Raw genomic sequence first — 23,677 nt, 5'->3', positions numbered from 1 at the left:
ACGTCCTTGCGCGTCTTCTTAAGCGACCTTAAGTGCATAAGTATTTCGTTCTCGATACAACGTGCCGCGAACGTCGCCAGCTTCGTGCCTTTGCCGGTCTGGAAGCTCTCGATCGCCTTGATGAGACCAATCGTGCCGATCGAGATCAGGTCCTCGAGATCCTCGCCCGTGTTATCGAATTTTTTTACTATGTGGGCTACAAGTCGCAGGTTGTGCTCGATAAGCAAGTTACGCGACCTTGCATTTCCTTCAGCCATCAGTTGCAAATGCTTTGTTTCTTCTTCCTCTTGAAGCGGTTGAGGAAAAGCGTTATTTTTCACATAAGACACAAGCAGCGACAACTGCTTAATGAACAACGCAATAGCAGCGAACAAACCCATAATACGTACACCCCCATGCTGTATTGGCAAGGTCGAGGCTGCTGCCTCCCCTAGCAAGAACGTCAGTTGTACATTGTATGTGGGTAACCGCCTAGAAGTGCATGTACGGGTAAAGTTAAACCTTAATGGGGGAGAACCTCAACATACCATACGATCATGCAACCTAATACGGTGAGTAATCGTTATTTAAACAAAGAGTCAACACGACGGGGGCGAGCTCAATGAAGGTTCTGATTTCGATTATAGTACTTGTTCTACTAATCGGCTGCTCTGGGGGCAACGAATTGCCATTTGAACGTTCTGCTATCACCGATTATATCGAAGAAAAAGGGTACACAATTATTTCCTACGAGGGACCCTCGTCAAGCTATGAGCTGACCAAGGAGAAGCTGACCCAGCTCCCCTACATGATGTATTGGGGACTTCAGTCCGTTGATCCCGCCGATTATATCGGCAAAACCATTAACTCCGAGAAGTTTATCGTAACGAAGCACCCGCTCGCTAATGGCAAAGTGGACGTTTACGTCTATGAGGTCGATGGCAAGCCTTTCGGCGGAACATCGTACCCACATGGCGATACGGCGGATGGCGGCTACTGGTCGCTCGAAGGGAAGACGTTGGAGGAGCTGCAGCCGAAGTCCTTTCAGGAGTGGCGTGAATCTTGGGTAGTCAAATATACGGATAACTAACACTCTCCGCACCAAAAGGACCACTGTATAGCCAAGGGGCGTCCCTCGCTTTACAGTGGTCCTGTTATTATCTAGTTAATTACGCAAGCTTTTCAAAGCACCGCTCCACGATATGACCTGATCCAACATGGCGTTTACGTTTTTCCCATGCACATCGGCTGGTTTGAACGCCCTGTTCCGGTCGAAATCTGTATAAAGGGAAAAGGTCGGATTGTTGCGGACATCGGCTACGCACACCTCGCCCAATATTCCCCGCAAATGCTCTGCGGCGCGAGCCCCGCCGGCCGAACCGTAGCTAACGATACCGGCTGCCTTGTCGTTCCATTCCTTGCGAGCAGAGTCGAGCGCGTTCTTCAGTGCGCCGGTAATGCTATGATTATACTCCTGAACGATAAAGACATAGCCGTCGAGCCGATCAATTGTTTGCTGCCACGCCTTCAAACCCGGCTCCTCCCCGTTTCCTTCCCCATAAAAAGGTAACTGGTATTCGCGGATATCGACGATTTCGTATTCCGCATCGCTTCGTTTGCCCGCTACCTCTTTCACCCATTCGCCTACTTGCGGACTAACCCGTCCTTGCCTTGTGCTGCCTAATATAATGCCGATTTTCAACAATTTGTCCTTATTCATTGCTTTCCCCTCCTCAATCGTTATCCATCGTAAGAACGATTTCCCCCCCGCCATGCCTAGTCTCGATTAAGCGGTGCGCTGCTTGGACTTGTTCAAGCGGAAATGTCTGACGAATGGTCGTGCGTAGCTTACCACTGGCATGAAGCCCGGCAAGCTCAGCTAATCTGGCTGCAGAACGCACGCCGCGGACAGCCGGAATGCCGAGCTCTTCAATGATGTCGTATGCGACAAACGTACAGATTCGGTTTCGATCCTCCACTAATTCGACAGATGCCCGCACACCCTCGGCGCCGGCCGTATCGAAAGCCGCATCGACGCCATCTGGAGCGAGCGCGCGTACCCTCTCGACCAATCCCTCTCCATAAGTCACCGGTATCGCCCCTAATGAGCGAACATAGTCGTGGTTGCTCTCGCTTGCCGTTCCGATGACCGTCTTCGCTCCCCACAGCTTCGCAAGCTGTACGGCATAAGATCCCAGCGAGCCAGCGGCGCCATGAATCAGAACCGTATCTCCTTCTCCGACGCCGATGGCACGAAGGGCGATATAAGCGCCTTGCCCGTTACCCGTCAAGCCGCCTGCAACTTCCCATGGCATATTAGCCGGTTTCTTCACCAGCTGGTCAACACCCACCACCACATATTCTGCATAGCAATTCAACAGTGAATAGCCTAGCACCTCGGTGCCAGCCGTAAACTCCGTCACGCCATCGCCAACCTGATCTATAATGCCGGCGAATTCATTCCCCGGGATTTTCGGCAATTGCTCGCTTACCCCCGGCGGTGTCCATCCGCTCCGGATACTGCAATCATAATGCTGCACGCCCGCTGCTTTCACCCGAACCCTCACTTGTCCAGGTCCTGCTTGCGGATCCGGAAACTCCATCACCTACATCACTTCCGGCCCCCCGTATTCATGAAACGCTGCTGCTCTCATCCTAACTCCTCCTTTTACGTTCCTGTTCCTCTTTCCAAACCTAAACCCGTATACCAATAAAATACCTACATGTAAAAGGCCAAGTACAAGATAAAGATTGCTGTACACGAATGCCTTCGGTTCAATGATCATCGGACTCCAATGTACGCCTGATCCATGATCGACGATTTTCCCGTATAGACTCGCGGAGATCGCTCCTGCCATAAAGTTCGACATGGCCAGCAAACCCATTCCTATGCCAATCTGCTCTTTCGCCAGCGTCCGGGATATTTGATTGGACAAAGCCATGTAAAGAAAGGATTGTCCGACGACGCCAAGGATTAGAAAACCCGCGATAGCAACCGGTGATCGTTCCGCAAATATTGACATCAAGGCGAAGCAGATCAACAACATGGCCGAAGCGGAATAAAATAGAAACGGTATCCCTTTCCGGTCCGCCAGCTTGCCGCCGCTTCTTCCCAATATCGCTGCCGTAACGGCTGCCGGCACCATCACGAAACCCGTCATTGCGGTATCCAACTGCTGAACTTGATTTAATAGCTGCGGAGTCAGAAAATAAAGCGAATACCCGATGCTTGTAGCAAGAAAGGCTATCGTTAAACCTACCGAATACCCTTTATTGCGGGTCAAGCCCCGAGGAATAAACGGTTCAGCACCGTATCGAACCCTAAGCCATAATAAGATGAACAAAACAACAGAGAAAGCGCCCACTACCCACGCTTCATACGTGATGGCAAGAAGCAGCAAGGTTGCCGCTGCCACGAGCAGGCCGCCTCCAATCCAGTCGATACGCTTGCTTTGCCTCTCGCCCTCGTCTTGCAGAAATCTTCGATAGTACGGCAATGCCAGTAAGGTCAAGACGGGCATGAAAAACAGCCACCGCCAATCGAGGGAGCTGACTACAAACGCGGCAACGACCGGACCGATCGCGCTGCCGATCGACATCCCTGTCATCGCAATAGCGAGAACCTTGCCTCGCTGCTCTTCGGGATAATAGCGGACAGGTATAATGCTTGCCGCCGCCGGAATGACCGCCGCACCGGCTGCCTGTATAACTCGGCCCAGCAGAACCATCCAATAGGCTTGGGCAATCAATCCAAACAGGGAGCCAATCGCCAGCAGAACAAGACCAAACGTCAGCACGCTCCGAAGTCCATACGCATCCGACAGCTTTCCGTAAATGACGGTCCCAACTGCATAGACGAGCAAATAACCTGACGTCACCCAGCTGACTTGCGCGATCGTAAGCCGAAACCGTTCGGCGATATCAGGCAAAACGATGTTGAACATCGTTGCGCTCATGACGGATATGATCAGCGTGAAGGCGAGAATGTAGATGATTGGCTGCCCTTGCCCCTTCTTCGCTTGTATGACCATTTCACCACCTGCTTTCTCTTGCACAGACTTATTTCCCGGGAAAGCATTTATGCTTTTTCGCTTGCTTAATGCTATTTTATAGCCGATAATCAATAATTAAAAATACATCTTTGAACATATATATTATTCCATCAAGTATATAAGAGGAGGGATCGACCGTGGAAATGTTGCAATTGCGTTATTTTCAAAAGGTAGCCCGAATGGAGCATATGACGAAAGCCGCTGAGGAGCTGCAAATCGCTCAGCCCGCGCTTAGCAAAACGATTGCCCGGCTGGAGGAGGATATCGGCGTTCCCCTATTTGATCGCATCGGCAAACAAATCAAGCTGAACACGCTCGGCCGAACCTTTCTGGAAAAGGTGGATGCGGCGCTTGAGCTTCTGGAAGAGGGACGCCGCCAAGTGTCTGACTTGGGCGGTCTGCAATATGGAAGCATTCGATTGGCTATGACGTCACTGGATCGCTTATCCGATCCACTCGGCGCTTTTCTAGCGTTATATCCTGACGTCAATATTCAAATCACGCAAACGTCGACGGACGAGATGGCCCGCATGCTGGAGACGGGCAGCATAGACATCGGATTTACGGCATTGCCGATCGAGCTCGCTGGATTATCTTCAGCGACCGTGCTCAAGGAAGATGTGTATGTCGCCGTCCCTCGCGATCACCGCTTCGCAGGCCGCAGTACGATACGTCTCAGCGAGATAGGCAATGATCCGTTTATTGGATACAAGGAAGGGAATGCCATGCAGAAAATCAACGACGCCTTCTTGAGGCAAGCCGGCATATCGCCGAAGTTCGTCTGCCAGGTAGACGAACCCGCGGCTATCGTCAGCCTCGTTCGCGCCGGACTAGGCGTAGCGATGTTCGGCTGCATAAGCGGAGAAGAAGCTGGCATTAAGCTGCTGCGGGTCGAGTCCCCTGTATGTCATCGGAGCTACCGTGTCTATTGGTCGGAAAACCGTTATTTTTCACTAGCGGCGCGCAAGTTTCTTGCCTTTATCGAAGGTTATTTCAAAAAACAAGCGTAAACGGCCGTTGCCGTCCTTTCATAGCAACAGCTAACGTTTCGCAGTGAAATATAAGAACAGAATAAACAGCAAATTTTATACTTCTTATATTTTAAGAAGACCGCATGGAGCCTAAGCCCCATGCGGTCTTCTCGTATACCTATCTATTCTACAATTGGCTTCATCGTACGCAACATGCCATAAATGCCGTTAACCTGCTCATCCGGCACGAACTTGAACTCCACTTGGCTCTTGCCGCCGATCAGCTCGGCCGGAATCGGATAATGTTTCGTTTCGAATACGCGACGCCACCATTCCGGACCGGATCTCTCGCTGACGAACAATTGATCGTCCACGTAGATGTTCATGACGCGATCGCGGTTCATCGCGAAGTACATCACTTGCAGCACATTGTCGCCGGCCGGATCAACGTTCAGCTTATAGCTGAACCAACCGCCGCCATGCGCCAGCCTGCCGTTCTGACCATCCCATGCGCCGCTGAACGTCTCTTCGCCTTTGATCCCATGCTGCAGCTCATATTGATCGTTGCCGACTTGAACGCTATCAATTGTAGCATCCTTCACGAGCTGCTCCCATCTGCCCTTCTCCAAATGCTCATTCAGCTCATCCGAGCCTTCCTCGACGATGTTCCAGTAGATGCCGTAACGTTCATGATGCTGCTTGTAATGAGGGGTGAACAACAACCGCTCGTCCTCATCGGTATTCCGAAGCCTGAAAGTCAAGGTGTCGCCCTCTTGGACGACATGCTGCTCGGCCCCTTCAATCCATTCCTCGGCTGTCATGCCAGACGGGATAATAAAGTCTTTGACAAGCATTCGGCGAGTAGGAACGCGAACCATAATGCCTGTCGAAGCTTGCGTCATATCCTCCGTTCCAAGCGCTGCGCTTAGGACGACCGGACCATACCCAAAACCGACGACATTCCGGTTATCCGGCAAGCGCGAGACGATTATCTTCATCGGAAGCGTCAGCGCAAGCTCATCGCCGTCACTCCACGCCCGGTCTACTGCGATAAAGCCATTCACGGCCTCAGCCGCAATCGCAACTCCATTCAGCTTCACGGCGACTTCGCCTCTCACCCAGTAAGGAACGCGGAAGCTCAGCTTGAGCGGCTTCACTTGTCCGTCTTCGATTGCCACCGCAAACGTCGTTTGATCGCTCTCCGGTATGCCCGAATTTTGCGTAATTTGTACGCCTTGCTCGCTCCACTGCAGCGTCGAGCTTACATATTGATTGACGAACAGCTCATTGCCTTTATGGAAGTAGAGGCTGTCGTTCAGCTTCGTGAAGCTCTCCATCCCCGTGCCGGTGCAGCACCAGAAATGGTCGAACGGAGAGCTGTATATTTTAAAATAACCCGTCGCCATCGGCTGGAAGTACATCGTCATGCCCGTTTCCGGATTTTGCGAGGAGAGGATCGCATTCACATAGTTCGTTTCGTAGAAGTCCGCATACTTCCGGTCTTTGGTCAGCTTGAACAACTCGCGGGTCAGCTTCAGCATATTGTAGCTGTTGCATGTCTCGCAAGTAATATCGGTACGTCTGCTGTTCAGCGTATTCGGTTCGCCGAAGTGCTCGGACTCGCTGTTGCCGCCGGTCATATAGCTATGGTTGTATACGACGATATCCCAGAACTTTTTCGCCGCCTCGAGATAGAAGCTCTCGCTCTCGCCAACCGCCAAGTAACGGTTCAACGCGCCTAGAAACTTCGGAATCGTTGTGTTTGCGTGCTTGCCTCTAAGAATATCTTTGCCCTGCGCGGTCGCTTCGAACAACGGCAGTTCGTCGAACTTATGCGCCGCGTCCAGATGCTTCGCGTCGCCCGTAATTTTGTATAGCTCATATAGACAATCGTTCATTCCGCCATATTCTACCGCAAGTACGGTCGCTTGCAATTCATCCGACCAACGCGAAGTGCGCGAAGCCACCCAATCGCCTAACCGAAYGACCGTATCCAAAGCAATCTTGGAACCTGTCGCATGGTAGATGGAGATCAATCCCGCGATGATCTTATGCATCGTATACCAAGGCACCCATGCCGGCTGCTTATTCTCTACATTGTCGATCAGCGTCTCGGGAAATGCCGACAAGTACCCGCTCTCGAATTGACATTGCGCCAGCTCGGACGCCAAGTAATCAAGCTTCTCCAGCAACACCGGATCTTTCGTATTCGTGTAGGCCTGCGATAACGCCGTTAAGTAATGTCCGAGCGTATGACCTCGAATCTCTGTATTTTCCCAGCCCGGATAAATCTCGGCTTTGGGCTCAAGTCCCCGATTGGTCCGAAAACCGGCAAGCAGACGGTCGATGTTGTAGCTCTGCAAATATTCAAGCTCTTTCGCAAAAGCGTTGACGTGATAGGGTCCCGTCAGTACCACCTTATCCATTCCGAAATCGAGCAAATCGCCTCGTTTCAGCGTCGCTTCTTGTATCGTCATCTTGCTTCCACCTTTCTTCTACCGTTAATAGAACGCTATCAAATCTATTTACAGATTAGCGCTATACGACGGCTAGCATAAGTGGCGAAACGTTCGAATTCGTGTAAAAAAGTCAGATTTTCTTTCTCGTCGCAACACCAACAAAAAACGATGCTTTATCGGGTTGTTATTGCGTTAGCCGCCTGCTATCCTATTAACAATATGCCTTTCGACATGTGAAAAGGTTAGATGAGGTGGGTGTAGTCAGAATGCTCGGATATAGGCTTAACGTCGAAAAACCGCTTGCCCTAAAGATGACGGGCAAGTTCGTCTCGCCTTCGCCAGACTGGACGCATATGAGCAGGCTGCTGTTGGATTACGAATTGTTCGTTCAGACGAAGGGGCAATTGTTTATAGCCGATGAAGAGGAGCAGCATGCGCTGCAGGAAGGCGACTTTCTTCTTATGCCGCCCCGCGCCAAGCAGTTTGGCTATCGGAAGTCGGATTGCAGTTTTTATTGGCTGCATTTTACGGTAGACGAACACTTAACGGACAGCTGCGAGATCGAGTCCTACGTTCCACAAGAGGGAAGCATTGTCATCCCTCGCAAAGGTACGCTGAGTAATGACAAAATCGTCGTACTGATGAAGCAGCTGCAAGATTCCGTGCGAAGCTATCAGGATACGACGCTGAATAACTATTTGACGACGAGCATCTTATGCGAACTGTATAACCAAGCCTACTTGTCCAAAAACGCGCCGAATAAGAAGCTAAAGCAGCTTCAGCTCTACAATGACATCGTCGACTTTATGACTTGGAATCGGTTCGAGCAGTTGAAGGTGTCGCAGATCGCCGATCATTTCGGCTATAACGTCAAATATTTGTCGCATCTGTTCTCGACGATTGCCGGCGTATCGCTTAAGCAGTTCATCATGCAGCAGAAGATCGAAGCAGCTTCATTCCTTCTCACGGACACGAACCAGACGGTCAACGAAATCGCGCTGCAGCTCGGCTACCACGACAGCCAGCATTTCATGAAGTCGTTCAAGCAAATGACGAATCTGACGCCGACGGAGTTCCGCAACGCCTCGGCGAATCGGTTGCTTTACTATAGATAGTTGTAATCCCGACCGTATGAATGGAATGATCTAACATGGCTAATTCACTCGCAAACGAGTATGATCGTAATTGCGTTTCCAAAAACAGCAAGAGTCAGTTGCAGCAGCGATAAGGTGGTATCCGCAGTGGGGTTTTTAGCAATAACATATTGGCGTAAATTAGTAGGAGGCTACCCGAAGGACGCGATCTCGTTCATAGCGGCAAGCTTGGCGAACGCGATCGGCAGCTCTATTCTATGGCCGTTGACGACGCTGTACGTGCATCAAGTATTGGGCAGGTCTTATGCCGATGCGGGATTGGTGCTGTTATTCCAAGCGCTCGCAGGCGTCATCGGGCAGCTCGTTGGCGGAGCGATGTATCATAAATTCGGACCGAAAAATTTAATCGTAACGTCGATGGTCATTTCCGGTTTATTAATCGGACTGGTCGTTTTTACGAGAGATTACTGGATATACGTGGCGATGACCAGCATCTACGGATTAATGAACGGGGTAGCTGCGCCGGCGATCAACGCCTATATCGGCTTTCGCTGGCCGGACCATCGGCGGAAGCTGTATAACGCCATCTATGTAGGGAACAATATCGGACTGGCCGTCGGCGCTTCGGTCGGAGGACTTATCGCGGCGTTCTCCTTTTCGATGACCTATGTCGTTACGGCATTGTCGACGGTCGCTTTCGGCGTCTTCCTTCTCTTATTCATGCAAACCGAACGCCGCTCCACGGCTAACGACTTGGCGATGAAGACGTCAATATCGGCTGCAAGCTCCTCTTTCGCGGGAATGGAGGAAGATCTGCCGCTGCTCAAGAAGCTGATGAATGTCCGTATCTACTTATTTCTGGGCATCGGTCAGATGCTGTTTTTCGTCTCGATTATGATATGGAATAGCGGCATCGCGCCTTATCTGAGCGACGGCGGTTACCCGCTATCGATGTACAGCCTGCTATGGACGACTAACGGTATCGTTATATTCGCCGGGCAGCCGATTACCAATTGGATCAAGAGGAGACTTGCCGGTTCGCTTCGCATGGAGATCGTGGCAAGCTCCGTTATTTGCACGGCAGGTTATTTATTCATCGCCCTATTCCATGACAACTATATATGTTTGGTGATCGGCATGATCGTATGTACGCTTGGAGAGATGCTGCTCCTTCCGGTCATCCCGACCTTCTTCTCCGAAAATGCGGGCAAAAGCGCGCCATTCTACATGGGCATTGTTGGCGGCTTCGGCAGCGCCGGCCGTATGATCGCGCCAACGATCTACGGTACGATATACGATCAGACCGGCATTTCGCTCGTCTTGTATTTGGGCATGGCAGCTTCTCTCCTATCTTTCGTTGTGTTCGTCGTCCATGCGTACTTGCATAAATCCTCATAGCTTTGCCCAAAAAAAAGCCGCATGAAGCTTTCACTTCCATGCGGCTTCTCTATTAAGCCAATTAATATAACGGGAACTTCTGGCGAAGGTCTTCCCGGTGAAGGACGTTCGAGTCCTCGCGGATATAGTGGCAGACGTACGAGCGGCGCCAGCGGTCCTTGCTCCGGTTCTTGTTCGAGGAGTGGATCAGCAATTCGCTGAAGAACAAGATATCGCCTTTCTCCATTTCGACCGGAATTTGTCTCGACGTGTCCACGCCTTCCGTTTCCTCCGTCCAATGCTCATGCTCCTCGATGTTTTTCACCGCGCCGTGCGGCAGCAGCCCAAGCTTGTGCGTTCCAGGCATCACCCATAGGCAGCCGTTCTCGATATTAACGACTTCCTCCATCGCTGTCCAAGCCGCAATCATGGTCATCGGATCATTCTTGATGTAATAATAGTCCTGATGCGCGGCTTGCCCCGGCGAGCCCGGCTCTTTATAGAAATACATGCTTTGGACGCATACCGCTTCCTTTCCCATTAGCTGCGCAAGCGCTCCGCGCACAATCGCGTTCTTCATCAGTTGTCTGGAGAAGCTGTCATGCTTATGCGGATTAAACAATCGCAGCGAATATTTCTTCGCTTCGTCGCAGGCCGCCCACTCCGGCATCGGACGCTGGTTTCGAATATCGTAGATGTGTCCGTTAAAGGCATCGATCAAGTCATCCGACATTCCCTTCTTATACAGAAAGTACCCTTGCTCTCTAAAAAATTCGACTTGCTCCTCTGTAAGCGGCTTAAGCGGTGGTGTGAAAGTAATATTCATCCTTGCTTATCCCCTTTGCTATTTATTGGATTGCCATTTACTATACTCAAAGCATACGCTTACAGACCTGTTCCAACAATGGCTGTAATTTGCTAATATGTATCTGTGGTTGATAATCCAGCAATTCCATCAAGGCGGTGACGTATTGGCTAACGCTGTATCCTTTGACGCTATAACCTCCGTTACTTCCGGTTCGATCGTCTATCCGCGGGGAGGCCGATTCGGTCCGCGTATTCAACAGGACATTCAGCTCGTCATGTTATATACAGGCGAGATGACGGTTACGATCGACGGCCGCGAGCTTCATGTCCAGCCCGGACATACGGTGCTGCTGAAGCCCGGTCACGAAGAATCGTTCACTTTCTCGCGCACGGAGGAAACCTGGCACCGCTGGGTTGCCGTTCATGTGCCTGAACTGGAGAAATCTGCGCGCGCAGAACTGTACGCGCTGCCCGAATATTTGCCTCTGACGGAGGAGATGAACCGGCTCACTGACCTGATCTTGAACGTTCAGCGCCAATCGGAGCATACAGCCCCGCTCCTGCTAAGCTTAGGTCACGCCGCTCTTCATCTGTACCCGAATGAATCCTCGAGAGCGCTGCTTCAGAAGGAAAAGCATCCTGCCGTATACKCCGCGCTGGAATGGATACACGAGCATCATAACGACGACGTATCGCTCAAAGCCATCGCGGATCATGCCGGCGTATCGGCGGARCATCTCGTTCGCTTGTTCAAGCAGTTCGAGCAGACGACGCCGATTCATTATTTATGGCAATACCGCATTGAACGCGCCGTAGAACTGTTGACGAATACCGGTCTCAACGTAACCGAGATCGCCCATCGCTGCGGCTTCAAAACCTCGCATCATCTCGCGCGGCTCATGAAGCAATCGACGAGAAAAACAGCCTCCGAGATTCGCCGGCTCTCGTGGGGCAGCCTTCGCAAAGCATAGGTGCGGGTGTAGAGTAAGCCTCAATTCTAGCCCACTTTTAATTGCCGTTTCATGTGGACGCTTACGCTGGCTACCACAAGGTGAAGGTTGTCACGCTCGTAGGATGTTGGGCCCATGCGCGCCGCAAGTTCGACGAGGCATTGAAGACATTGACACCTTCTTCAGATAAAACCGAATCAGTAGCCCAACAGGGGCTTCAGTTCTGTAATGAGCTATTTGCCATTGAGAGCGTTTCGTTATCTCATGTACCTGTTCGAACAGCTCCCTCAGTTGCCTGGCCTTACAAATTCCGGTGCACTGAACAACTTACTGCCGTGGTCTCCGACGCTGCCATTGGCCTGCCGCATTTCCACTGTCTTAGATCATACGTAAAACAGCCCTCAACTTGATGACAAGACGGGGGCTGTTTGTCGTTTACGTATGTACGGTGAGGATAATGTTCCAATATAGAGGGAATTGTGTGCTTTTTATCGAAACCTAAAATAGACATTGAACGACAGCAAACGGGGGTATTGAGGTGGAAGGGTTTCATACATCGGATGTTTTGGGTTGGGTTGGCGGGATTATAATATTTGTGATCGTATTGTCTGGTATTTTGTTCATCGTTCACAAGGCCTTCAATCATGAGGGGTGTCTAATTACGATTGTTGCGCTCTTCCTGGCGGGGAGTGCAGCGAACATTACGCATGATTGGATTAAGACGGATGTGCAAGCTCTCATCGACGAGAAACAGGAGAATAAGGCATTTCCCAATCTGCTTCGTCTGCAAGAAGGGGAGCTTGCGGTCATTGTAGGTCAGAATTATGAACAAGTTAAAGCTTTTAATCTGAAGGAACAATCCTCCATCTGGACTTATCAGGTGGGAGAGAAGCTCGAAGCGGTATCCATGTTTTACACGATAGATTCGGAACTTAAATTCTATATATCGGATATAAACCTCAATCAATCAGTGTCCGACAGCATCGAGAAGGTCGTTTGGATCGCGATCAAGAACAGCAAGAAATCCAGCGTTTCAAACGATTCTTCGCCCCTGCCGGATCATTATAATGAGATTTTAAGAAAACAACGGGGGCTTAAGGAACGGGAAACAAAATACGATCAATACAGTTATACGGTTAGCAGATATACGGATATCAAATACACGGGGGAACCTCCGGCGAATAAGTTCGATTGGAGTTCAGGATGGACGGGCGGCGCATTAATCTGGAATTACGAAGCGAAGAGCCCTGTAGCGACAGAGACATACGAAGTGAATGACACTTACGTATTCGGAGATGAGGGGCAACTGCTCTACGGTCTCGATCTTCTGAACGGTGAGCTTCGTTGGAGGGTGCAAGTGCCGGAGCCGCTCCTTCGTACGATGATCCCTGTTGCCGACCGGAACTTAATTATCGGCTTCGGCCAGCGCAAGGTATATGTGTTCGATGCCGGGACGGGCGAGTTGGAAACTGAATTCGAAATGAAAGGAAATGTTCAGGCAATGCCTGCTGTTGCGGCACAGATGCTGTATATTACCGACAGCGCAGGTAACCTGTATGCGTACGATCTCGTGCTTAACCAAGTGATATGGGAGGAGCAATTGGCCGAAGCATCGCTAGTGCCTCCATTGCAAGTGAAGGATCGTCTTTATGTCGGCGGAGTCGACGGAGCTGTTATATCCGTCTCTGCGAGCGATGGTCGCGTGATCGAGCGATATCAGATTGGGGAGGAGCAAATCACTAACGGCATGGTCTTGGTCGATCAGCGAAACGTGTATTCCCAGAACAGTATGGGGCAGACGACAGTTACACCGAGATAAATACTTTCCTTACAAAAAAAACGAAATAAGCTCGCTGAATATTCCTGGAATCTCTTTATAATAATGGTTACAATCTACTTCTTAGCCTGTCAAAAGTACATATTATTTGAGAAGTTGTAGCAGTTGTCTCAGTAATGAGAGATTGAGAAATTTTTTATTGAAGAACAAGTGTGAATATCCCTTTACCAGGGCGTCAATGCAGCAAACACCACTATTTCGTTTTTACGTAAGCGTAAAACTGCCCTCAACTTGATAACAAGGTGGGGGCTATTTTACGCTCGCGGTGTAGACTTACTAACGTTGTACGAATAACTGGAATTTCTCCCGTTAATGCGGCGCTCTCGGCCTGCTTTTATCGAATAGTGGGAATTACTCCCGTTAATAGCTCAGGTTGTCTGCCGGATGAGCGAGATCATTGAAAATAACGGGAGGAATTCCAGTTATTCATCGCATATTCGATTATTTGCGAATGATTAGCAGGAGGAATTCCCTTTATTTCATACCTAGCAAACAGCAAGAGGGCAACCGCTATTCGCAACGGCTGCCCTCTCATTGAACTTATACTGCTGCCATCCCGTGGCAGTACCTCTTGAAATCGCAACGTGCGCACACAGCCAAAGGCGATTCCGCCACGTCGAATTGCTTCGACTCGATACGCTGAATCGTTGCCGCCATCTCGGCCATTGCCGATTGCAGCTCGCTCTCCTCGCGCGTGAACGACACGACCTGCTCGCCATCCGCCTCCCCCGTATAGAACAACCGCATTGCCTCTGCCCGCAAGCCGGTCCGATTCTCCCACAGGGCAGCGTACAGCAGCAATTGCTTCTTGTAGCGGGATTGCTCTTCATCGTTTCTCGGTTTGCGTCCCGTCTTGAAGTCGATGATTTCGTAGCGGCCGTCACGTTCTAGAACCGCGTCCAGCTTGCCGTTCATCAAATAATCGCCGACAAAGGACGATACGGCAATCTCCGAGGACACGACGCCAAGCTCATTCAGCCTCACATATTGCAAGTAGTTGAACGTATGCTCATAAGCTATACGTTTCATTTCCACAGGAGCTTCCAGTCCAGTCTGCGTCAGCGCGGCGTAATGCTCTTCAATCCACGCCTCAAGCTGCTGCTCCGTTACGCGCGTGCCTGTCTGCATCGTCTGGTGCATGTCCTCAATGGCAAAGTGAACGAGCGTGCCTAGCAATGCCGGTGTGCCCGCCGCCGATTCGAAGCCGAATACGCGTCGCAACAAGTAATAGCGCGGACAATCATTATACAGCGAAACATCCGTTGTGTACGCATAACTTCGCTGCAGAACAATGGGCTTAACCGGCGTCGCCTTAAGCTCATCCAAATAAACGTTCGGATCGCGCCAGCTTCGCAGCCGCCTGTACAAAGGTTCGATATACTCCGATGGCAACTGGCCTCTGCCGCGATAATCAGGTCCTTGCTCGTTGCCTGTAAGCACAAGCAGTTCCTGGGCACGGGAGAAAGCCGTATAGAACAGACGATAGAAGTCATATTCGCTCGTCTGGGCGAGCGGCTCGAACGGCTGTCTCGCGTAGTAAGGACGCAGCGTTTCCTCGATCCAGTCCGACTGAGAATAATGCGTACTGTCTAACGAGCCTGTCACAATAATCGGAAACTCCAGCCCCTTCGATTGGTGGAAGGTGAAGAAGGATACCGATCCGCTAGGCGCATAGTCCGACTCATCCTCGTATTCGTCCTGCCCAATCTCCTGTACGTAAGCGATGAAGTCGAAGAAGCTTAACAGCTTGTCCGCCACCCCAAGCTCCTTCGTATTCGTTTCGTGAAGCTGCTCGAAGCGCAGTAACCATTTGGTCAACGCCGCCATATTGCGCACTTCCCGGCTTTCTCTTGCGCTGCCAAGATCCTTTGTCGCAACAAGCTTGTGGAACATCGGAAACTGCAGTAGCTCATAGAACAGATCGAGCAAGCTTTCGGAAGCCGCCGCCCCTTGCTCAACTTCCGCGAATGACTTTTTCATTGCCTTGACCCATACAACGAATTCGATATGCTCGGGCGACAGCGACTCGTTCCGAAGCAGCCTCGTGCATGTYCTAATATAAGAAGGCAACTGCCTCTCATCGATGATGGAAGAGAACAATACGGCGAACGTGCCGATCGCTAGCTGAACTTCCGGACGGTCGAAGTATGCGTTCCGCCTAGGCGCAAAGACGGGAATGCCGTGCTGCTCCAAGTAATCCGTCAGCCGTTTCACTTCCGGGCTGCGCACCGACCGGAACAGGAAGGCGACTTGATTCCAGTCCGTAATAACGCCCCGCTCCATGACATGGTTCAGGAAGTGAAACACTTCCTCATGCCAATGCCGCTCATTGCGAGAGCCCGCCAGCTTAATAACCCGCGACGTCTTGCCGTTATCCGGCTTATCGGGCTTAATCGTCTTCTCCAGCCGATACGAAGTACCGTAACCATCTTTCCAATTGCACAGCTTCATCCATGACGCGAAAAAATTAATAATGCGCGGATGCGAACGGTAATTGACGTCCAGTTCAATGACCTTGCACGCTCCCGGCTCGAAATGCTCCTCGAACCGCACCAAGTTTTGCACCGTTGCGCCCCGGAAACGATAGATCGACTGGTCGTCATCCCCTACGACGCACAGATTGCCATGCTCGCCGGCAAGCAGCAAGATAAGCTTCTCTTGAATAGTATTCGTATCCTGATACTCATCGATCATCATGTACTGAATAGAACCGCTTATTTCCTGAAGCACGGCCGGATGCTCCTGCAGCAGCTTCAGCATCGTCATCTGAATCATGCCGAAGTCAAGCGCGTTCAGCTCGCGCAGAAGCTGCTCATAGAGATGATAGGCTTCGCCGAGCGCTCTAATCGGAACATCGTTCGATGCGATCAACTGCTGCGGATCGAGCATCTCTTCATTGACCTTGTTCAGCCAATAAACGAGACGCTGCGTTCGGCTAATCGGCGTCGGGTCCTTGTATGATCCGTCCTTGAGCGTCAAGTAAACCGCATTCTCGATCGCAAGAAAACGATCCATATTGCGGTATACCAAATAATGCAGCTCGAAGTCATCCAACAGCCGGAACCCTTTGCGCAAATGCGTAAGCGTACGATACTTGTCCAGCAGCGTCAGGAAGATCGAGTGAAGCGTGCCGATCAGCAAGTTCTGCACGTTCACAGTCGCCCCCAGCTCCTGGAGACGATGGAGCAGCCGCGACTGAAGCTCGAACGCCGCCTTGCGCGTGAATGTCGAGATCATAATCCGCTCCGGCGGTACTTGCTTATCGATTAACAGATGCGCTACCCGATTGACCAGCGTTCGCGTCTTGCCCGAACCCGGCCCTGCGATCAGCAATAACGGCCCTTCTGTTGTTGTAACGGCTTCTTGCTGGGATGGATTCATCATAAGCTGCTCCCTTCTAGCGCACGCTTTGCCCGATCTTGACGGCTTGCAGCTTCTGCCTAACGAGCGACAATACTTGCTCAGAGAGGATTTGAATTCCTTTTTCGACGATCAGCTTCGTAAAGGCGTTGTTTTTGTTGAAATATGCATTAAGCACGAGCTCTTCGCCTAGTGCCAAACCTCTTATTTTCACAACATGCGGATGCTCCGTTACGCCAATCAGCTCATAATCTGCTATGGCTTCAGCGAGTATTGGCACAACGGCGTCCTCTACTGCTTGAACCAATGACGCTGAAGTCTCTGCATCGCCTGCCACTGTGCCCGCGCTTGCGTTTGTAATGAGCGTATCCATGATGAGCTTCATGATTCGATCGTCAAGGTTGCGGACACCGTCCAGCAATTGATAGGAGCTGATCGCCAGCTTCGCGTTATAATGGACGGAAATACGCTGCTCCGCGTTCTCAGTCCGCACATGCCAGATGAACTGATACGGTTTGTATTCGATATCCGAAGGTAGAAGATTATAGTGCCGAAGCTTATCCGCCACGCCTTCTGCAAGCTGCCCTACGGCATCCGAATCGAAACGAATATCCTCCAAGGGCTCGATTGCCGGCGGATAGATGGTGTACAGGCTGCTCTTGGCCCGCGTTGTAGCTGTATATGCCCAGCGGAAATATTGCTCGCTTCGCGTCGAGCTGCTGAATCTGTAGTCGACGATGACCGACTTCCATTCGCCGCCTTGACTCTTGTGACCAGTAATCGCATAGCCGTATTTCACCTGCAAGGCGTTAAAGTACGGATCGGAACGAAGCATTTCCGAGAACAGCTCTTGCTTCTGCTTCAGATGAGGATTGCGCATACGAAAATCCGCCATTAATGCCCGCTGCTCCAGCTGCGGAATTTCCCGCTCTCCCGAATAAAGCAAATTCTCGTACACCTTCGTCTTCACTTGCAGAGGCTCGCCGTTTAACCCGGTCAACGAGACGATTACGGTCCGGAACGACAGCTTAACCTCTTCCTCTTCGCCCTTTAAGCGGATTCTTCGGATCTCCGGGTTCGGACTGACACGTACGACGCTGATGAAATCGCCATTGAATAGCGGCACGCCATCGACCATCGTATTTTTGACGACCAGCAACTGATCGCCTTGCACAATATCGCTAGGGTTCATGCCCAGTCTGCGGCGAATCGCCCGATTGTATTTGTAAACCGCATCGTTCGTCTGAGCGATCAATATAACGCTCTCTTCATCGGCAGGCGACCACCGCGAGCTAAAGACATCAACCGATCGTTCAATCGGAATTTCATGGATATCCTTCTCGTTGCTCTGTATCGTTAACGCGCTGTAGCTTGCGCTCTCAAGCTCGCCCCGAATGCGCATCGAAGCCTGAAGGATGCCGCTGTCCTGTGCTTGCCGATAGACATCGGACAGCTCGAAATGCTCGCAAGCCAGCGCATGCTTATCTGCCAAATAATCGATGGACAATGCCGGCGACATTCGGCTGTTGACGGGAGGGAGTTGCGCATAATCGCCAATAAAAATGACCTTCCGCCGCGATCGATCGAGAGCAATATAAGCCAATAAGTCCGACAACAGCTTGCCGGAGCCGAACTTCAAATGTTCATTATCGCTGTAGGTGTCCGAGACCATCGAAGACTCGTCCACGATATAGACGGTATTCATCGCATCCTCATTGTTTCGTAGGCGGAACAGGAGCTTATATTGTTCCTCTTCCAGCTCGAGAACAGAATGTTTGGGGTCCAATTGATAGACAAGACTATGTATCGTAGATGCCGGTTGATTCGTTTTTTTGCGCAGCACCTTGGCCGCTCTGCCTGTAGGCGCAATATAGCGAAACGGTTGATCCACCGCTTTAAAGTATTCGCATAGACGGCTAAGCATGAACGTTTTTCCCGTTCCGGCATAACCCTTTAATACGAAAGCCTGATTACTGCCGTGAATGAAGCTCTCCAGCTTAGCAATCGCTTCTGCCTGACTGCCGGTAAGGGCAGCCCGATCAAAAAAATCGGCTATCCGCATGCTCATAAGCACTCCTCCTCTCTCTATTCTATGATTCTAATTTCGATAGCCTGCTTCGTTATTCGCTGCTTCTTGCGATCATACGAATCCGTCACATAAAAGCTAACGCGCTGACCCACCAGCAAGGAACGCGCTTTGCCAATCACATCGCTAGCTCTGAAGAAGACCGCTCCCGACTCGTCGCCGGCAATGAAGCCCGACTTCCCTTCACCGATCAGCTTCTGAACGATGCCGCTGCTCTTCTCCAGCTTGCTCAGCCTCAGGCTGTTCCAATAACGCTCCAATTCTCTTGGATTGCCGGCTTTCGTTAAGCCCGTCTCGTTCTCAAGCGACGTTATTCGTGAAACGAGACGTTCTATTAACGGCCAGCCGTTGTGCGCGCGAAGATCCCGTACGAGACTGTAGTGCTGCAGCGCTTCCCGCTTAAGGTTAAGCTCCTCGAGCATCGCCCCGAGCTCGAGCAGCAGCTTCATCTTATGCTTCGATTCCCCGCTTCTGGACAACAAAGCGACTGCCGCAGACCGAAGCGCCTTTTCCTTGTCGCCAAGCTGCGAATACAACTTGAACAATTCATGATACGCGAGCCAATGATTCGATTCAATGCCAATTTGCTCCAGCTGCCGCGTCGCTTCTTCAGCATCGCCCAGCATGGAGACAGATACCGCTTTTTTGATTCGAATCCATATATGATGATTATAATGAAAGCTAGCAATTGCTTGAAGCGCTTCGTCCACTGCTGCAATGCAGGCTTCCCATTGTTCCAGCCCGAACAACCCGATTACCCGATTATAATGCCATTCCTCGAAAGGGGACGCCAGCTCTCTGACCACACCGCTTGTATCGGTAATACCGATCGGATCTTTGTTCAACAGGCTGGGGTCCAGCTTGCCTAACCACTGCATGAACAGATGCCAAGGCGGACTTCCTTTGCTCTTCAAATGCTTAAGCACCGCGAATACGGTCCGTTCGTAGGGCGAATATTTATCCTGTGTCGTCATTTCAATAACGAATGCGGCGATTTTGAACATTTTAGGCTCATCGACTCTACGATCGTCCACTTGCTTGACGTACAGATCATACAGGTTCCATGCGTACGCATTCCGATTAGGCTCATTCTCGGGCATGCTTATATAGACAAGACGATTAAGCTTAACCGCTCTCGAGAAATGCTGTGCTTTTCTTAAACATTTGCTGTAATAAAATAGTTCCCATACGCCGAATTGCTGCTCGTCGGCATCATATAAAGAGTCAAATATACGAAGCGCGTCTCCGTATTGCTGGAGCTTGGCCAATCGTACGGCTTCTTGCAAAGTCATTTGTAGTAGCCCCTTCTGCTAGAATGGCAGATCGTCATCGGACACGTCGATCGGCCAGCTGTCGTTGTCGTCTTCCGTGATGCCGATCGTACCGCGCAGCAGCTCCACCTCAAGCTCCAGCATCGCAATGCGCCGTTCGTAATCCTCTTGCCGCTTAAGCTTAGCGTTAATGGCCGCAATCTGTCTCTTTAACTGAGCCATCTCGTCTGAAGACGAGGAAGCCGCGGCTGCCGGCGGCAGGTCCAGCTTTTGATTCATGTGACGCAGAAGCTCCATTATTTCTTCGTCTCGCTTAGAGTCCCCTGCTCCTTGTTCTTTCCGCTTCATGAACTCTTCTTCTATATGATCTTGCAGCTTTTCAACGGCAATCGTTACTTCCTCGTGCACAATCGTTTGCAAGTTACCAAGTACCTGTTGTTCATTCATGCTCTTTAATTGTTCAAACTTAGCGATTGCATCCTTGGAATGTTTGGCCAGCTCCTGAAAAGCATGCGACTGGTCCAGCCCCTCCATGGCCGCTTGGAAGCTTGCCGCGACCTCCGAGAAACTCGCAATCGTGTCGTCAAGCTGCTTCGTGTTCGAGGAAAGCTCTTGAAATCGTTTGATAAGCTGTTCAATCGATTGATTTTCCGTTTTTGCCGCCATATGCCTACCGTCTCCTTTAATGAACCGGATTCATAATCTGTATCAAATCTCTTGAAATTTTCGCAATATGCTCCATATGATCCGTATAAGGCTTCGTCATTCTATCAAAATAACGGCTCATCAGMCCTTCGTTATTCAGCTTCAGCAGCTCCTTAACCGGCAATGCCCCTTTGCGGTGCATTTCTCCTTCAATATCGTAGGTGTCCGTTTTCTGCGACGATAGCAGCGCTTGAAGCAGCAGCCCCGCGTTTTTGCCGCCGCGCAACAAGACTACCGCTTCGTCATATTCACGCAGCTGGATCAATGCCTCGCCCGCTTTGTCCGGATCTTGATCCTGCTCATACGCCAGCATAATCTTGCATCGTTGGATGCCGCGCTCAGCAAGCGCGTACGAAGCGCCTTGTCCCTTTCCCTTGCGGAGGATGGCCTCGTAGACCGATATCGCATGAGCATACATCGCTTCTTGTTCAGAATCCTGCGCCTCGCTTAAGTTCTGATCAAGCGTGGAAACCTCCTCCATGCCTAAACGGTCGGCATCGAATCTCTCGACGATTTCAGCCTTGTCGCTTAACCAGCGCCTCGCCTCCGGTCCCAGCTTATCCTCGATGATGCATAACGTATCGCGCGCACGGGTAACCGCCACATACAACAGATTGAAATAATAACGGTAAACCTCATGGCTAAGCTTCGTCTGCGGATTAAAGATCGTGTCCCACTCTTCACGGAACGTCGACATCATCCTATAGCTGATGATCGTTTTGCGCTCAATCCCTTTAATCTCCGACACCGTTAACACGCGTGACTCCAGCTCCGGGTACACTCCAATCAATTCCAGCTTCACCGCATCGCTAGGAACGACAATCATGACGTAGCTTTTGTCGGCTGCATGCCTGAACAGCTCTTCCTGATCACCAAGATATAGAATAGGACGATTCGTATAACCGCGCGCAGCTGTTTCCATCCATTCCAATCGCTGTTTGGTCCGTATTCTGTTGTTGCGGAGTCCCGCAACATCATTAGCGAATTCCACAATGCTGCGACTGGATCGATAGTTCTGGGTAAGCGTTGCTTGTTGTCCGATACGATCGTCCCCGCTTACGAACTGACAAATGCTCGCTACCCTTCCCGCGTCAAAAAACGTAGGGTTAATCGTTTGGTGAAAATCGCCGCAAACATACAGATTCGTTGGACGCTTCAGCAATTGACTCATAAAATAAATTTGAAGCTCCGTTAAATCCTGCACCTCATCTATCACCATATAATCGTAGATGGGACGGCTATGAGACAATGCTTTGCGCAGCAAATCCCCTTCCTCGTAAAACCCTCGATTGTTCTCTCGATGAACATACTGCTGATAAGCCTTGAAAATATGGAGAACCTTCTCCTGTTGTTCCCTATCGAACATGGAGTATTGACTGCCTAACGAGAGGTATTGCTCGTCGGTAATTCCCTTGGATTTCACTATCGCTTCATTTAACGTACGAATGACGCTTATGCGGAAACGCTCGGAGCTTCCCGATCCCATCTGCCGGTTAATGAATCGGCAAATATCCGCCATTGGCTCCCGAAGCTTAAAGCTATGTCCAGACTCGTCATAAGCAATCATCTCGTTATCATGCAGCAGCATTAATAACTCGCTGTCGTAATTTAAGGAAGAGACAGCTGCCGTATACTGCCAATCGCTTCCGATAATGCCTTGAAGGATTCCTCTGCGCTCCTTCCATAATGCCAACGGGTCAGGCCATTGCCGCTCATGGCCCTTCTGATCTCGGTACCAAGCTTTGAATTTTTCATATGTAATGACGTTGCCATGCGCGATGTCGCTTTCGGATTCCGCAATCAGCTCGCGAAACATCAGAAATTCCACTTTTCCGTCAAACTCGCTTCGATCCAGTCCATAAAGGCGAATCGCGATGTCTTCGAACAACGCCTGCACCTTATCCTTCAGCCGCTTGGAAAACGTAATGTAGACGAGCTTAAAATCTTCGCCTCGGTGATGTCTGGCGTAATTCGCCAGCTTGTAAGCGCCGATCGTCGTTTTGCCGCTGCCTGCCGAGCCCAGCACCAGCTGTCCCTCATGTGCCGCCGATGCGCATTCATATTGGATCGGGTCCAAATAATAAAGCGGCGCGTCCTCTCCGAACAATCGCTCGAGCTCATCCGTATCCGTGTTTATCATATAAGGCGCCGAATAATAGAGGGAAAAATCGACGGTTTCCGCCTCTAGTCCTTTACTTTCGTTTGCCGGTGCCGCGGAGCTGCTCTCCTCGAAGGGCAGCAGCTCCTGTATGCCGAAATTCCGTTTCTTGGCCGCTACGATTTGTTTATCGTGACTGCAATATTCCATCAGCACCAGGCTATTGCGATCCTCTTCCCTAACATCGTCATAATAAAGGCCCGCAAACGTGCACAAGATGCGATCGCCTTCGTTGTACTTGAATTTAAAGATCGATTCGCCCGCCGATTCTATCTTCCTCATGCTGTTGCCTTTGGAAAGCGAATGAAAGTTATATTTGTTTTCTTTCAGCTCGGTTACTAGAGACAAGACGCGTTGCTTCACCTTGACCTGCTTGTCCTTCGGAACGGACTTGTAAAATTTATCTAGAACTAAAATCTTCAATCCAAGCACCCCACTCCGCCATAAATCTGATTCTTTAGTCCCATATTATTCAAGTCTAAGGTAGAAAAAACAATCTGTCGATGAAATATTTGGAAGGAAACCGAAAGAAAATTTATTATTCTAGAACTCATTAACGATAAGCTAATAC

Annotated in this window: 17 protein-coding genes and 1 pseudogene; 7 read left to right on the top strand and 11 right to left on the bottom strand. The window is 50.6% G+C overall.

Annotation, left to right across the window (positions count from 1 at the left end; all coding sequences use genetic code 11):
* Nucleotides 1-383, bottom strand: a 383-nt coding sequence (locus tag AB4Z33_RS26365; protein ID WP_442052750.1) for a sigma-70 family RNA polymerase sigma factor, incomplete at its 3' end; no start/stop codon positions are given.
* Nucleotides 384-601: 218 nt separating this feature from the next.
* On the opposite strand from AB4Z33_RS26365, the gene AB4Z33_RS26360 reads away from it, so the two are divergent.
* A complete protein-coding gene (locus AB4Z33_RS26360) occupies nucleotides 602-1,069 on the top strand; it encodes a hypothetical protein (RefSeq protein ID WP_442052747.1) in 468 nt (155 codons plus the stop codon).
* A 75-nt stretch (nucleotides 1,070-1,144) separates the two neighbouring features.
* Here the strand turns inward: AB4Z33_RS26360 and AB4Z33_RS26355 are convergent, their stop codons facing one another.
* From AB4Z33_RS26355 to AB4Z33_RS26345, 3 genes are read right to left on the bottom strand one after another with little or no spacing between them, the layout of a single operon-like run.
* Nucleotides 1,145-1,699, bottom strand: coding sequence for an NADPH-dependent FMN reductase (locus AB4Z33_RS26355; protein WP_442052746.1), 555 nt, complete (start codon nucleotides 1,697-1,699; stop codon nucleotides 1,145-1,147).
* 13 nt (nucleotides 1,700-1,712) lie between these two features.
* Entirely contained in the window at nucleotides 1,713-2,582 is an 870-nt protein-coding gene (locus AB4Z33_RS26350; protein ID WP_442052749.1) for an NADP-dependent oxidoreductase, read from the bottom strand.
* Between the two features lie 3 nt (nucleotides 2,583-2,585).
* Nucleotides 2,586-4,010: an MFS transporter gene (locus AB4Z33_RS26345; protein ID WP_442052748.1), complete on the bottom strand. Its 1,425-nt coding sequence runs from the start codon at nucleotides 4,008-4,010 to the stop codon at nucleotides 2,586-2,588.
* A 158-nt stretch (nucleotides 4,011-4,168) separates the two neighbouring features.
* Here AB4Z33_RS26345 and AB4Z33_RS26340 point away from each other — a divergent pair, with 158 nt between their 5' ends.
* A complete protein-coding gene (locus tag AB4Z33_RS26340; protein WP_442052745.1) occupies nucleotides 4,169-5,041 on the top strand; it encodes a LysR family transcriptional regulator in 873 nt (290 codons plus the stop codon).
* 143 nt (nucleotides 5,042-5,184) lie between these two features.
* Here the strand turns inward: AB4Z33_RS26340 and AB4Z33_RS26335 are convergent, their stop codons facing one another.
* Complete coding sequence (locus tag AB4Z33_RS26335; protein ID WP_442052744.1) at nucleotides 5,185-7,479, bottom strand: beta-L-arabinofuranosidase domain-containing protein; 2,295 nt, start codon at nucleotides 7,477-7,479, stop codon at nucleotides 5,185-5,187.
* 215 nt (nucleotides 7,480-7,694) lie between these two features.
* Between AB4Z33_RS26335 and AB4Z33_RS26330 the strand changes: the two genes are divergently transcribed.
* A complete protein-coding gene (locus AB4Z33_RS26330) occupies nucleotides 7,695-8,576 on the top strand; it encodes a helix-turn-helix transcriptional regulator (RefSeq protein WP_442052743.1) in 882 nt (293 codons plus the stop codon).
* Nucleotides 8,577-8,702: 126 nt separating this feature from the next.
* Nucleotides 8,703-9,953, top strand: coding sequence for an MFS transporter (locus AB4Z33_RS26325; RefSeq protein ID WP_442052742.1), 1,251 nt, complete (start codon nucleotides 8,703-8,705; stop codon nucleotides 9,951-9,953).
* 61 nt (nucleotides 9,954-10,014) lie between these two features.
* Here AB4Z33_RS26325 and AB4Z33_RS26320 read toward each other — a convergent pair whose 3' ends face one another.
* Nucleotides 10,015-10,758, bottom strand: coding sequence for a phytanoyl-CoA dioxygenase family protein (locus AB4Z33_RS26320; RefSeq protein WP_442052741.1), 744 nt, complete (start codon nucleotides 10,756-10,758; stop codon nucleotides 10,015-10,017).
* Nucleotides 10,759-10,855: 97 nt separating this feature from the next.
* Between AB4Z33_RS26320 and AB4Z33_RS26315 the strand changes: the two genes are divergently transcribed.
* From AB4Z33_RS26315 to AB4Z33_RS26305, 3 genes and pseudogenes are all read left to right on the top strand, one after another.
* Nucleotides 10,856-11,710: a helix-turn-helix domain-containing protein gene (locus AB4Z33_RS26315; protein WP_442052740.1), complete on the top strand. Its 855-nt coding sequence runs from the start codon at nucleotides 10,856-10,858 to the stop codon at nucleotides 11,708-11,710.
* 50 nt (nucleotides 11,711-11,760) lie between these two features.
* Nucleotides 11,761-11,937, top strand: a pseudogene (locus tag AB4Z33_RS26310) (IS66 family transposase); the annotation flags it as partial.
* 347 nt (nucleotides 11,938-12,284) lie between these two features.
* Complete coding sequence (locus AB4Z33_RS26305) at nucleotides 12,285-13,508, top strand: outer membrane protein assembly factor BamB family protein (RefSeq protein WP_442052739.1); 1,224 nt, start codon at nucleotides 12,285-12,287, stop codon at nucleotides 13,506-13,508.
* Between the two features lie 558 nt (nucleotides 13,509-14,066).
* Here the strand turns inward: AB4Z33_RS26305 and AB4Z33_RS26300 are convergent.
* The 5 genes from AB4Z33_RS26300 to AB4Z33_RS26280 are packed head-to-tail and all read right to left on the bottom strand — an operon-like array spanning nucleotide 14,067 to nucleotide 23,529.
* Nucleotides 14,067-16,910 carry an ATP-dependent helicase gene (locus tag AB4Z33_RS26300; protein ID WP_442052738.1) on the bottom strand — a complete coding sequence of 948 codons (2,844 nt, stop codon included), beginning with the start codon at nucleotides 16,908-16,910 and terminating at the stop codon, nucleotides 14,067-14,069.
* A gap of 13 nt (nucleotides 16,911-16,923) precedes the next feature.
* A complete protein-coding gene (locus tag AB4Z33_RS26295; protein ID WP_442052737.1) occupies nucleotides 16,924-18,954 on the bottom strand; it encodes an ATP-dependent DNA helicase in 2,031 nt (676 codons plus the stop codon).
* Between the two features lie 17 nt (nucleotides 18,955-18,971).
* Complete coding sequence (locus AB4Z33_RS26290; RefSeq protein WP_442052736.1) at nucleotides 18,972-20,264, bottom strand: hypothetical protein; 1,293 nt, start codon at nucleotides 20,262-20,264, stop codon at nucleotides 18,972-18,974.
* An 18-nt stretch (nucleotides 20,265-20,282) separates the two neighbouring features.
* Entirely contained in the window at nucleotides 20,283-20,909 is a 627-nt protein-coding gene (locus AB4Z33_RS26285) for a hypothetical protein (RefSeq protein ID WP_442052735.1), read from the bottom strand.
* 16 nt (nucleotides 20,910-20,925) lie between these two features.
* Nucleotides 20,926-23,529, bottom strand: coding sequence for a UvrD-helicase domain-containing protein (locus tag AB4Z33_RS26280; RefSeq protein ID WP_442052734.1), 2,604 nt, complete (start codon nucleotides 23,527-23,529; stop codon nucleotides 20,926-20,928).
* Nucleotides 23,530-23,677: the final 148 nt, after the last annotated feature.

This window comes from Paenibacillus sp. 2TAB19 (assembly GCF_052115185.1).
Taxonomy (GTDB): Bacteria; Bacillota; Bacilli; order Paenibacillales; family Paenibacillaceae; genus Pristimantibacillus.
Note: the sequence above shows the minus strand (reverse complement) of the source record. Positions and strands in the feature narration are given on the sequence as shown.